This is a genomic window from Methylobacterium sp. Leaf466, from assembly GCF_001425565.1.
In the GTDB taxonomy this organism is placed as follows: domain Bacteria; phylum Pseudomonadota; class Alphaproteobacteria; order Rhizobiales; family Beijerinckiaceae; genus Methylobacterium.
Window position 1 is genome coordinate 478823 of sequence record NZ_LMRC01000031.1, and the last position, 11998, is coordinate 490820.

General features: G+C 67.6%; 10 protein-coding genes and 1 pseudogene. 5 read left to right on the forward strand and 6 right to left on the reverse strand.

The window, feature by feature from the left end; genetic code table 11:
* The first annotated feature begins 106 nt into the window (after positions 1-106).
* Positions 107-808 (forward strand): VIT family protein, encoded by a 702-nt coding sequence (locus ASG59_RS13730; RefSeq protein ID WP_056409353.1) that lies wholly within the window; start codon positions 107-109, stop codon positions 806-808.
* Between the two features lie 62 nt (positions 809-870).
* Here the strand turns inward: ASG59_RS13730 and ASG59_RS13735 are convergent, their stop codons facing one another.
* Positions 871-1563, reverse strand: coding sequence for a ceramidase domain-containing protein (locus ASG59_RS13735; RefSeq protein WP_056409412.1), 693 nt, complete (start codon positions 1561-1563; stop codon positions 871-873).
* 108 nt (positions 1564-1671) lie between these two features.
* Between ASG59_RS13735 and xth the strand changes: the two genes are divergently transcribed.
* Positions 1672-2466, forward strand: coding sequence for an exodeoxyribonuclease III (xth, locus tag ASG59_RS13740; RefSeq protein WP_056409354.1), 795 nt, complete (start codon positions 1672-1674; stop codon positions 2464-2466).
* 85 nt (positions 2467-2551) lie between these two features.
* Entirely contained in the window at positions 2552-3178 is a 627-nt protein-coding gene (locus ASG59_RS13745; RefSeq protein WP_056409356.1) for a glutathione S-transferase family protein, read from the forward strand.
* Positions 3179-3417: 239 nt separating this feature from the next.
* Here ASG59_RS13745 and ASG59_RS13750 read toward each other — a convergent pair whose 3' ends face one another.
* The 3 genes from ASG59_RS13750 to ASG59_RS13760 form a co-directional block, all read right to left on the reverse strand.
* Complete coding sequence (locus ASG59_RS13750; RefSeq protein WP_055887584.1) at positions 3418-4323, reverse strand: tetratricopeptide repeat protein; 906 nt, start codon at positions 4321-4323, stop codon at positions 3418-3420.
* On the reverse strand, positions 4310-6040 hold the full coding sequence (gene ilvD, locus ASG59_RS13755; protein ID WP_055887580.1) for a dihydroxy-acid dehydratase: 1731 nt from the start codon (positions 6038-6040) through the stop codon (positions 4310-4312). Before ilvD ends, ASG59_RS13750 begins: the two co-directional genes overlap by 14 nt.
* Before the next feature lie 527 nt (positions 6041-6567).
* Positions 6568-8247, reverse strand: a complete 1680-nt coding sequence (locus ASG59_RS13760) for a methyl-accepting chemotaxis protein (RefSeq protein ID WP_056409359.1) — start codon at positions 8245-8247, stop codon at positions 6568-6570.
* Positions 8248-8686: 439 nt separating this feature from the next.
* On the opposite strand from ASG59_RS13760, the gene ASG59_RS20020 reads away from it, so the two are divergent.
* Positions 8687-10471: a site-specific integrase gene (locus ASG59_RS20020; RefSeq protein WP_347379713.1), complete on the forward strand. Its 1785-nt coding sequence runs from the start codon at positions 8687-8689 to the stop codon at positions 10469-10471.
* 104 nt (positions 10472-10575) lie between these two features.
* A pseudogene (locus tag ASG59_RS20025) lies at positions 10576-10764 on the forward strand (transposase); the annotation flags it as partial.
* 1 nt (position 10765) lies between these two features.
* Here ASG59_RS20025 and ASG59_RS13770 read toward each other — a convergent pair.
* Both ASG59_RS13770 and ASG59_RS20805 read right to left on the reverse strand, forming a co-directional pair.
* Positions 10766-11218, reverse strand: a complete 453-nt coding sequence (locus ASG59_RS13770) for a calcium-binding protein (protein WP_156399237.1) — start codon at positions 11216-11218, stop codon at positions 10766-10768.
* On the reverse strand, positions 11178-11998 hold an 821-nt coding region (locus tag ASG59_RS20805; RefSeq protein WP_162245457.1), incomplete at its 5' end, for a calcium-binding protein. The genes ASG59_RS20805 and ASG59_RS13770, both read right to left, overlap by 41 nt.

Sequence of the window (11998 nt, forward strand, 5' to 3'; positions counted from 1 at the left end):
ACCCACACTCCGGCGTCGGGAGAGACCGCAACCTCCGCCGCCTGAGACACGATCGGGCAGGCCGCTGGCGCGTCGCTCCCGGCGCGACGTTCGTCAGGGATCAACGATGCCGCCTGCCGGTTCCCATGGCGAAAGCCACCTCATCGACCGGATCGGTTGGCTCCGGGCGGCCGTGCTCGGCGCCAACGACGGCCTCGTGTCGACGGCGAGCCTGATCGTCGGCGTCGCCGCCTCGGCGGCGGCATCGAGCGAGATCCTGGTGGCGGGCTGCGCCGGGCTCGTGGCCGGTGCCATGTCGATGGCGGCCGGCGAATACGTCTCCGTCAGTTCGCAGGCGGATACCGAGCGGGCGGACCTGGCCCGCGAACGCGCCGAACTGCTGCAGGATCCTGCCGCCGAACGCGAGGAGCTGGCCGGGATCTACGTGGCGCGCGGCCTCGACCACGACCTCGCCCGGCGGGTGGCCGACCAGCTGATGGCCAAGGACGCGCTGGGCGCCCACGCCCGCGACGAACTCGGCATCTCCGAATTCACCACCGCACGGCCGATCCAGGCGGCGCTGACCTCGGCCGCAACGTTCTCGGCCGGCGCGGCCCTGCCGCTCGCGGTCGCCTGGGCGTCTCCGGCCCACCTCGTCGTCTACCTGGTCTCGGGCGCGTCGCTGGTGTTCCTGGCCGGGCTCGGGGCACTCGGCGCCAGGGCGGGCGGGGCCGGGGTTGTGCGCGCCACCCTGCGCGTGGCGTTCTGGGGTGCCCTCGCCATGGCGGTGACGGCGGGTATCGGCCGCCTCGTCGGCACGGCGGTCTGACCCGACGACCGTCGTCGTCCGAGACCGTCGTTGTCCGAGACCGTCGTTGTCCGAGACCGCCGTCAGCGGGCGCGATGGCGCGAGGCCGTCGCCACGAGGCCGTAGAGCACCCCGGCGTTGAGGAGATGCCAGAGGAAATGCGTGCCCGTCGGCAGGCTTTGGCAGAGCGCCGTATCGACGGTGCGCAGGGTGAGCGAGAGGGCGAACAGCGCCGCGAGGCCGATGAGCGCCGAAGAGGACCGTCGCGCCGACGCCTCCTGTCCTTTCGTCAGGCGCAGGGCCGCGGCGACGCCCACCAGGGCGAGCACCGCCGGCAGGTACGACAGCGAGCCGTTCGTCCGCAGACCGAGCGAAGGCCCGGCGATCGCGTCGAGAGCCGGCTCCAGACCGATGTTGAAGCCGGCGAACGACAGCGTGACGAGGATGGCCGCCGCGCTGCCCAGCCCGAGGAAACGGCGCATCGCCAGCAGGAAGTAGGCGTAGATGAACAGCGCGATCGGGACGACGTCGGCAAAGAGCGACCAGCGTACCGCGACGGTGTGGAACAGGAACGAGCCGAGGCCGACGACGGCGATCAGGCCGGCCAGGGCCAGGGCGGCCGGATCGGCGGCCGCGGCCCGCCGCTCGCGCCGGAGCAAGGCGACGGCGGCGAGCAGGAAGGCTCCGTTCGAGACGGCATTGAGCGGCTCGGCCCAGAACGACGCATCGCCGCGCTCGCAATAGGCCCGGATGGGGACGAACCAGGTCTCGGTCACCACGCGGCTCCCGGTTGCGGCGGCGCGAGGGCCACGGCTCGCCTTGCCAGCGGCCTGCGAAGGCCCGATGACGGGCCGCCCCTCCTCTCGCCAGCCAGATCAGAGCCCATGCGGATCGCCACCTGGAACGTCAATTCGATCAAGCAGCGGGTCGGGCATCTCACGGCCTTCCTCACGCAGGCCAAGCCCGACGTGGTCTGCCTGCAGGAGCTGAAATGCCAGGACGTGGCCTTCCCGCGCGACGAGATCGTGGCGGCGGGGTATTCCGTCGAGACCCTGGGCCAGAAGGCCTACAACGGCGTCGCGCTGCTGGTGCGCGCGCCGCTGGCCATGAGCGAGATCCGCCGCGGCCTGCCGGGCGACGAGGCCGACGAGCAGGCCCGCTACATCGAGGCGCTGATCTCCGGCGATGATCTGGCGCCGGTACGGGTGGCCTCGATCTACCTCCCCAACGGCAACACGGCGCCGGGACCGAAGTACGACTACAAGCTCGCCTTCATGGGCCGCCTGCGCGCCCATGCCCGCCGGCTGCTGGAAGCCGAGGAGGCGCTGGTTCTGGCGGGCGACTACAACGTCATTCCCGAGCCGGAGGATGCCGCCAACCCCGAGGCCTGGGTCGCCGACGCGCTGTTCCTGCCTCCGACCCGCGCCGCGTTCCGCGCGCTGTTGGCGGAAGGGTTCACCGAGGCGCTGCGGGCCTGCGACGGGAGCAGCGGCCTCTACACCTTCTGGGACTACCAGGCCGGCTGCTGGCAACGGAACGCCGGCATCCGCATCGACCACCTGCTGCTCTCGCCCCAGGCCGCAGACCGGCTGGTCTCGGCATCCGTGGACAAATCCCAGCGCGGCCTCGAGAAGCCCTCCGACCACGTGCCGGTGACGGTGGACCTCGCCGATCGCTGAACCCGGACCCATATGGAGCGCGACGGCCGCGCCCCGCGCCCCTCCCGGGCCCGGTCGCTTCTACCCACCTCAGGAACGCTTCCGCATGATCCTCTACGGCACCAGCCTGTCTCCCTACGTCCGCAAGATCCTCGTCGCCCTGGCCGAAAAGGGTGTCGAGGCCGAACACAACCCCTGCTTCTTCCATTCCCCCGACGCGGCGTTCCAGTCGGCGAGCCCGCTGGGCAAGATCCCGGCGATCGACGACGGCGGCTTCAAGCTCGCCGATTCCTCCGCGATCCTGTTCTACATCGAGGCCAACCACCCGACGCCGGCCCTGCTGCCCACCGAGGCCAAGGCGCGCGGCCGCGCGATCTGGTTCGACAAGTTCGGCGACACCGAGCTGTTTCCCGTGCTGATCACGCCGTTCTTCAACCGAGTGGTGAAGCCCAAGATGATGGGCCAGCCCTGCGACGACGCGGCGATCGACAAGGCCCTCACCGTGGACCTGCCCAAGCTCTACGACTACCTCGAGACCCAGGTCGACGGCCCCTACCTCGTGGGCGACGCCTTCTCGATCGCCGACATCTCCATCGTCACCGGCTTCCACAACCTGAAGCTCGCCGGCGAGGAGGTCGATGCGGGCCGCTGGCCCAAGCTCGCGGCCTATGTGGCGGCGACGCTGGAGCGGCCGTCGTTCGTGAAGGCGGTGTCGGCCTCCACCGGCGGCTGACCGCGGCATCGCTTGGCGGTTCGTATCCCGCGCTGATCAGGCCGCGTCGTGTTCCAGATGGTACGGCTTGATCAGCAGGGCCATCGCCAATGGCTAGGCGTCGCTGATCGTACGGATCTGGTCCGAGGTCAGGCGCTGTGGTCGCTCAGCGCGCAATGAAACAGGGCACGCCACGCGGATTCTCTCCGTGGGTGCTTGTCCTGGAAGGCCGGAAGGCTGCGCTCAGCGACGACCTGCATTCAACGCCGCCGCTTGGCCGATCCCGTCACCTGGGTCTGCACCTGTGTCTGCGCCTCGGCGCGGTCGGTCTCGCTGGCCTGGGTCCAGGCCTTGTCGTAGAGGGCGACGATCCAGTCGTCCTTGCGGCCCTGAGCGGCTTCACGGGCGAGCGACAGCCACATCAGGCCGCGCGAGCGCTGGACCGGCACGCCCTGGCCGTTGATGAGCAGTTGGCCGAGCAGCGCCTGGGCCGGGGCATGCCCCTTCTCCGCAGCGAGGTTGAACCAGCGCGCGGCCTGGCGCGGATCGGATTCGACGCCGGTGCCGTCGAGGTAGAGCCGCGCGAGGTTGTACTGCGCGTTCGGGTCGCCGAAGTACGAGGCCGCGTAATTGAACATGTCGTAGGCGCGCTCGGGGTTGGGGCGCACGTAGGTGCCCTTGATCCCGTCGAGGAAATAGGCGCCGAGCGCCGTGAAGGCGCTGGCCACCACGCCCGAGTTCTGGGCGTCGGGGCCGTCGTCGGTGGTGTCGTCGGCGATCCGGGAGAAGAACTCGAAGGCCTTGAGGTCGTCGTGGGGCACGCCGTCGCCCTCGGCGTACATGCGGCCGAGCTTCCACAACGCGAGGGCGTGGCCCTGGCCGGCGGCGTATTCGAGGGCGCGCGCCGCGCCCTCCTTGTCGCCGGCGTTGTAGTCGCGCACGCCCGAGCGCAGGGCCTCGCGGGCGGTGCGATAGTTCCCGGCCGGCACGGGCGTGCGGGCGGCGGCATCGAGGGCCTGGCTCGGCGGGATGCCGGGCAGCAGTGTCCCGGCCACGACCGCGGCCGCCGCCAGGGCGAGGCGCAGCCGAGCGGAAACCGCGGGCCGGCCGGGATCGGCCCCGGCCGGCCGCACGGGCCGGCTGAGGTCAGTCCTAGACATCCGCATAGGCTTGAATCTCCTCGGCGCCGCCCGGATGGGTCACCGCGCCGTCCACCGCAGGCCCGACGGTCTGCATGTACTTCCAGAGATAGCCCGAGGTCGCGGAGTTGGTCCGCGGCGTCCAGGCGGCCCGGCGCGCCGCCATCTCGTCGTCCGACAGGGCGACGTCGAGGGTGCCCTTGATCGCGTCGAGCGTGATGACGTCGCCGTCGCGGATCAGGCCGATCGGCCCGCCGATGGCGGCTTCCGGCCCGACGTGGCCGACGCAGAAGCCACGGGTGGCGCCCGAGAAGCGTCCGTCGGTGATGAGCGCGACCTTGTCGCCCATGCCCTGGCCGTAGAGGGCGGCGGTGGTCGACAGCATCTCGCGCATGCCCGGGCCGCCCTTCGGGCCCTCGTAGCGGATGACGAGAACCTCGCCCTCCTTGTAGGTGCGCTTCTGGACCGCCTCGAAGCAGGCTTCCTCGCCGTCGAACACCCGGGCCGGGCCGGTGAACACCTGCTTGTCGGGGCCCATGCCGGCGACCTTCACGATGGCGCCTTCGGGAGCGAGGTTGCCGCGCAGGCCCACGACGCCACCGGTGACGGTGATGGGGGCGTTGGCCGGGCGGACCACGTCCTGGTCCGGGTTCCAGGCCACGTGCTCCATGTTCTCGGCCATGGTGCGGCCGGTAACGGTCAGGCAGTCGCCGTGCATGAAGCCGTGGTCGAGCAGCGTCTTCATGAGGAGCGGGATGCCGCCGACCTCGAACATGTCCTTGGCGACATAGCGCCCGCCCGGCTTCAGGTCGGCGATGTAGGGCGTGCGCTTGAAGATCTCGGCGACGTCGAACAGGTCGAACTTGATGCCGCACTCGTGCGCGATCGCCGGCAGGTGCAGCGCCGCGTTGGTGGAGCCGCCCGAGGCGGCCACGGCGGCCGCGGCGTTCTCCAGGGACTTGCGCGTGACGATGTCGCGCGGGCGGATGTTCTTGGCGATGAGCTCCATCACCTTCTCGCCCGCGGTCATGCAGAATCTGTCGCGGATCTCGTAGGGGGCGGGCGCGCCGGCCGAATAGGGCAGCGCCAGGCCGATCGCCTCGGAGACCGTGGCCATGGTGTTGGCGGTGAACTGGGCGCCGCAGGCCCCGGCCGAGGGACAGGCGACCTGCTCCAGCTCGTCGAGGTCTTCGAGGCTCATGTCGCCGACGGCGTGCTTGCCCACCGCCTCGAACAGGTCCTGCACGGTGACCGGCTTGCCGCGGAACGAGCCGGGCAGGATCGAGCCGCCGTAGATGAAGATCGACGGCACATTGAGGCGCACCATGGCCATCATCATGCCGGGCAGGGACTTGTCGCAGCCGGCCAGGCCCACGAGGGCGTCGTAGGCATGGCCGCGCATGGTCAGCTCAACGGAATCGGCGATGACCTCGCGCGAGGGCAGCGAGGCGCGCATGCCGGCGTGGCCCATGGCGATGCCGTCGGTGACGGTGATGGTGCAGAACTCGCGCGGGGTGCCGTTGGCGGCCGAGACGCCCTTCTTCACCGCCTGCGCCTGGCGCATCAGCGAGATGTTGCAGGGCGCCGCCTCGTTCCAGCAGGAGGCCACGCCGACCAACGGCTGGTGGATCTGCTCCTTGGTGAGGCCCATGGCGTAGAGATACGAGCGGTGCGGCGCCCGCTCGGGCCCCTCCGTGACGTGACGGCTCGGAAGTTTCGACTTGTCTGTGGTCCGCACGTCCATCGCCTGTCCCGCGCCCCCGGTCCGTTGTGCATGGACGCCGGATCGTCCCCTTCGCGGATGCGGGCGCGCTCACCGCCGGCGAGGCGATGGGGCGACCGGTTCGGCGCGTTGGGCGAATGACCCGAAATCCTGCGGTAACGCGTTGGGGAAAAAGCCGTTTACCGCGGATGCTGAGGTGGTCCCGGTTTATGGCGGGATCGCGGCGAATGAGGGCGTCTCCCAAGGCGATGTCGGGATGCTTTTGGGGTGTGTCGGCACCGCCACAGCCACGGTTCGACCGGACACCCCTGCCCTTCTCCGTGGACGCGTTTGGGCGCGAGGGCGGGCAGGAGCGCCCCGCCCGCCGACGCCTCACCGGGATCGCGGCGAGAACCGCAGCCACCTCCGGCCGGACCTAGCCGGCGGGATCGGACGCCGTCGTCATGGCACGGGCGGCCGCTGCCGGCTCGCCGCGCGCCCGGCGGCACGCCTCCCCGCCTCACGCGGGTAAGCGTTGCTGGCTTCGCCCGGTAACGCCTGGGATGCGGTCAGGCCGCGCGCACCGTCGCGAGGAAACGCGTGACCTCGGCCGACAGGTGCTCGGACTGGCGCGACAGCTCGGAGGCCGCGCCCAGCACCTGGGTCGCGGCCGCGCCCGTCTCCTCGGCGGCCCCCGCCACGCTGGCGATATTGGCCGTGACGTCGCCGGTGCCGCTCGACGCCTGCGCCACGTTGCGCACGATCTCCTGCGTCGCTGCGCCCTGCTCCTCGACGGCGGCCGCGATAGAGGTGGCGACCCCGGAGATTTCCTGGATGCGATCGGTGATGACGCCGATGGCCGTGACCGCCTGACCCGTCGAGGTCTGGATGCGGGCGATCTGGCTGGAGATCTCCTCCGTCGCCCGGGTCGTCTGGCCGGCCAGGTCCTTGACCTCGGCGGCGACCACCGCGAAGCCCCGCCCCGCCTCGCCCGCGCGGGCCGCCTCGATGGTGGCGTTGAGCGCCAGGAGGTTGGTCTGGCTGGCAATGGACGAGATGAGCCCGACGACGTCTCCGATGCGGGCCGCGGCCCCGCTCAGCTCCTGGACCAGCGCACCGGTGCGGTCGGCCTCGAACACCGCCTTGCGCGCCAGTTCGGCCGAGCCGTCGACCTGCCGTCCGATCTCCTGGACCGACGAACCGAGCTCTTCGGCCGCGGCCGCGACGGTGCTGACGTTGGTGGCCGCCTCCTCGGCGGCGGTGGCGACGCTGATCGATTGCGTCGCCGTCTCCGTCGCCGTGGCGGTCATCGTCCGGGCGGTGGCCTGCAACTCGGTGGCCGAGGCCGACACCATGCCGATGACACCGCCGACCGCGGTCTCGAAATCGTCCGCCATCTGGCGCATGCCGGCCTTGCGCTGCTCCTCGGCGGCCAGACGGGCATCGGCCGTCTCGGCCTCGATGCGGCGGGCCCGGACGAGATTGTCCTTGAAGACCGCGACGGCGCTGGCCATCGCGCCGATCTCGCTGCGCTCGCCCGCATGCGGGACGCCGACGGTGGTGTCGCCCTGCGCCACCGTCTCCATCACGCCGGCCATCCGCCGGACGGGCACCGAGATCGTGGTGACGGCGATGCAGCCGATCGCCACGGTGACCGCCGCGACCAGGGCCAGGACGACGGCGATGCCGAAGCGACCGCTCTCACCGAGGGCGATGGCTACGACGGCGGCCTGCTTCGCGGAGGTTTCGTTGAAGTCGAGTTCGGCCTTCAAGGCGGCACGGGCGGCGTTGAGGGCCGGCAGCATGCCGTCGAGCAGGTGATCGCGCGCGCCCTTCACGTCGGCATCGTGCAGACGCTGCAGGAACTCCTCGCCCAGCGCGGCATAGGCCGGGACGGTCGTGGCGACGGCCTTCCACAGAGCCTCTTCGCCCTTGCTGACCAGGGGGGCGTAATCGGCCAGGTCCTTGGCGATATCGGCCTTGCTCGCCTGCAACCGCACGAGGGACTGCGGACGGCGCTCGTCGCTGGAGACGAAATAGGCGAGCTGCCGGCTTCGCAGCGTCTCGAAGTTCGTGGCGAGGCGCCCCAGAATCCGCGTCGACGGCAGCGCGTTGCCGCCGATCTCGTCGGTGGCGACGCTCAGGGCCTGGAGCCGGACGTAGGAGAATGCGCCCAGTCCGGAGGTCAGGGCGAACAGCATCACCAGCGCACCGATGAGGCGCGCGCGAATCGTGAAGTTTGACAGCATGACGTTCGCCCCAGCGTGACACTACACCTATCGATACGCTGGTTAATTCAGGTTTAAGGGCACCGCATCGCACCATAGGGCGCCCGGACTTCAACCGACCCGACAGGCGCGAAGACTTGCACCGTCGTAAGGTCCATTCACCGCGAGAGCGATGCGACCGGCGAATGACGGAGCGCGCGGCGTCCGAAGACGGACGCCATCCGTGCCGCCGAGCGCGCTGAACGTCACGCGATCGACCCACCGCCCGTGACAGGCCGTGCGGGGCCCGGTCTTTGTCGAAGGAAATCGGTATTGGGACTGGCTGGGGCGCCAGGATTCCCAGCTACATTTCTCAACCCATTGATTCATAAGCAAACTACTGAACTAGTTGATCTTTTCGGTGGCCATGTTACGACTAACTGTTACGGCAATACGTCCCGGTGACGCCCTGGATCGGTCTATGTGTATCGCGACCAACATTGCTCGCCGCTCTGGCTCAGCTTCCTACTATGCACGGCTTGCAGTCCCGAAAGACCTTCGGGAGGTGATGGGCAAGCGCGAGCTGTGGCAGTCCCTTGGCACCAAGGATGCGCGCGAGGCAAAAGCGCGGGTCTGCGCGGTACTTGCCCGTTGGCACGCCGAGTTCACCAACCTGCGCAGGCGGAGGGAAGCGACCGCTGACGAGCTCGCTTCGGTGACGTGGGATCACTATCAAAATGAGATCCAGAACCACCACGACCACAGACAGCGACTTCCATCAGCGGATCAGATCGATGCAGCCAAGCAGGCGGCGCGAACTCGGATCGAGTCAGGCGATGTAGAGGAAGGCCCGGTCGGTTTCATCAACGTCGTTGCAGACGCGATGCTACTCGACGGGCAAGTTGGTCTAGATAGAGAGTTTCGAGCGCGGCGTAGACACGAGCTTGAACGTCATCTCGCAGTCAACGAGACGGTGCTCGTGAACGACGCAGTTCGGGAGGTCATTCACCGGGAAGGCTACGCGATCGAAGAGGAGAGCCCGGCTTTCCGCGATCTCGCACATCGGCTCATGCGCGTCGAGATCGAGGGGCTGAGACGTGCTGAGGAGCAGGACCGAGGCGACTTCACCGGCAAGCCGCTCGACCCGATCCTCAATGCTCACCGGGCATCCACGGCGAAGGTTGCGGCCCCAGGTGAGGGCGTGATGGAGTTGTTCGACGCATTTGCCCGAGAAAACCCCAAGGGAGTGAAGCCCGATACGCTACGCATGAACCGGGAAATCGTCGCTTGGTTCGCGCAGCACGTCGGGTCGACCTTCCCGGCCTCGGCAATCGACAAGCGTGCGGTACGTGAGTGGAAACAGGCCCTTGGGCGTTTCCCTATCAAAGCCGTTGAGGTTCGTGAGTTCCGAGGCCTTCACTTCAAAAAGATCGTCATCGAGAACGACCGCCTGAAGCGTCCGACCCTCGCGGATCGGACCATTAACAAATACCTATCGGCCCTTGGCGCCTTCTGTCAATGGCTTATGCAGAACGGCCATCTCGAAACCAATCCCGTTGACGGGATGCACCTTGGTAAAGATCGGAGGCCGAGCAAAATTCATCCTTACACGCCTGACCAGCTAAACAAGATTTTTGCCTCGCCGTTGTTTGTAGGATCGCAGTCGGAAGATGAGCCTCACAAGCCGGGTAACGTTCACGTCCGCGATCACCGCTATTGGCTTCCACTCCTCGCATTATTTACAGGCGCCCGTTTGGGTGAACTCGCCCAACTTCTCGCGTCAGACGTGCGACAGGATCGTGGGCGCTGGATCATTCATGTGACCACAGAGGGCGACCCTTCGAAGGTCATCAAAACGAAGGGATCGATGCGCGTCATCCCAGTTCACCCGACGCTCGAGCGCTTAGGGTTTCTGAGCTTACACGCCGAATGCACCGGATCTCGCCTGTTCCCAGAGATCAAGCCGGACACTCGCGGTTCGCTCGCCGGCCACTATTCAAGATGGTATGCGCGCTATCTGAAGCGCATCGGAGTGAAGGACGATGGGTCTGTCAATTTCCATTCGTTCCGGCATGGAATGGCCGACGCGCTGCGGCGTGCCGGCTATCGTGACGAGGAGTTTGGCTTTCTATTGGGGCATACACAGGCAACGACAACCGGTCGATATGGCCTTCTTGCCGAAGGCGACCTTGCTCAACGCTGCCTCATGATTGAAGCAGTCAAATTTCCAGGTCTTGATCTCGCACATCTATGGTTACGCTGTTGATGTCAAACGTGTGTTAGAGCCTGTCCGATAACGTCCGGCAGGGGTTGAGTGGCCGGGATGGCGCTGATTCCAGATAGGGTGCTGAAGCCTGACCTGGAAGTGCCATGTGGATCCCGACCACTCGCCGGCAGCATAGCCGCGCCAACCTGCGCTACGAAACTGACCTGACGGATGGCGAGTGGGCCGTGATCGCCCCGCTGATGCCGGAGCGGGCCTCCTGCGGTCGTCGGCCTGTCTGGACGATGCGAAAGAATCTGAACACCATCTTCTACGTCCTGCGCGGCGGCATCGCCTTCAGATCACCAGGAAGTCCGCGTTAGTAAGCACAGCGTTGTTGGAGATGATTGTGAATTGGATGGCCGATGCGCCCGACGCCGACCCGTCGGCGTCGTAGAACAGCGCGCCTGTGGTGCGGTTATAGATGATTCGGTCGTTGGTATCGGCTGCGCCCAAGCTGAGATCCTGAAATGCGTTCTCCGCCAGCACGCCCGTCTTGATCAGCGTGGTGAACACGCCGTTCTCTAGCCGGATCGTATCGTCGAGGACGACATAGTCACTGATCGTGTCGGTGTTGCTCGTGCCGGTCAGGGCCGTGTTGAAGACGAACGCATCCTGGCCCAGCCCGCCATCCAAGGTGTCGTTGCCCAGCCCGCCAGCCAAAACGTTGGCCAGTCCGTCGCCGGTCAGCGTGTCGGCTGCCGCTCCGCTAAAGATGTTCTCGATGTTCTGAAGCGTATCCTCCGCCACGCCACCGATGCTGGAGCGTCACCACCACGGCCGTGGTCTTGTCACGATAGTCGGCCGTGTCATTGCCCCCGACGCCGTCGAGGCGGTCCTTGCCCAACCCGCCGCGCAGGATGTCGTCGCCTCCAAAGCCGTAAAGGTAGTTGTCGAGCCCATCGCCGGTCAGCGTGTCACTGCCCAAGCCGCCATAGACATTCTCGATATTAAGGATGGTGTCCTCCAGAACGCCGCCGACGGTGACGTTTGTCGCCGTCGCCCCGTTCAGCGTCGCCACCACCGCCGTCGCCTTCTCGCGATAGTCGGCCGTGTCGACTCCGACGCCACCGTCGAGCCGATCATTGCCCAGGCCGCCGCGCAAAATGTCGTTGCCCAGCCCGCCAGTCAGGATGTTGGCGAGCCCGTCGCCGGTCAGCGTGTCGTTGGACGATCCGCCGATGAGGTTCTCAATGTTCTGAATAGTGTCCTCGGCGGCGCCGCCGACGATGACGTTCACCGCCATCGCCCCGTTCAGCGTCACCACGACAGCCGTCGTCTTGTCGCCATAGTCGGCCGTGTCGAGCCCCACCCCGCCATTGAGCGTGTCAGCGCCGAGCCCGCCCCGGAACAGGTTGGCCAGTCCGTCGCCGGTCAGCGTGTCGGCTGCCGCTCCGCTAAAGATGTTCTCGATGTTCTGAAGCGTATCCTCCGCCACGCCACCGATGCTGGCAGTCACCCCGGTCGCGCCGTTCAGCGTCACCACCACGGCCGTGGTCTTGTCACGATAGTCGGCCGTGTCATTGCCCC

What these genes read in the sequence shown, in the direction of transcription:
- ASG59_RS20020 (WP_347379713.1), top strand. Translation starts at nt 8,687, where the DNA reads ATGTGTATCGCGACCAACATTGCTCGCCGCTCTGGCTCAGCTTCCTAC.
- ilvD (WP_055887580.1), bottom strand. Translation starts at nt 6,040, where the DNA reads ATGGACGTGCGGACCACAGACAAGTCGAAACTTCCGAGCCGTCACGTC.
- ASG59_RS13760 (WP_056409359.1), bottom strand. Translation starts at nt 8,247, where the DNA reads ATGCTGTCAAACTTCACGATTCGCGCGCGCCTCATCGGTGCGCTGGTG.
- ASG59_RS13745 (WP_056409356.1), top strand. Translation starts at nt 2,552, where the DNA reads ATGATCCTCTACGGCACCAGCCTGTCTCCCTACGTCCGCAAGATCCTC.
- ASG59_RS13730 (WP_056409353.1), top strand. Translation starts at nt 107, where the DNA reads ATGCCGCCTGCCGGTTCCCATGGCGAAAGCCACCTCATCGACCGGATC.
- xth (WP_056409354.1), top strand. Translation starts at nt 1,672, where the DNA reads ATGCGGATCGCCACCTGGAACGTCAATTCGATCAAGCAGCGGGTCGGG.
- ASG59_RS13750 (WP_055887584.1), bottom strand. Translation starts at nt 4,323, where the DNA reads ATGCGGATGTCTAGGACTGACCTCAGCCGGCCCGTGCGGCCGGCCGGG.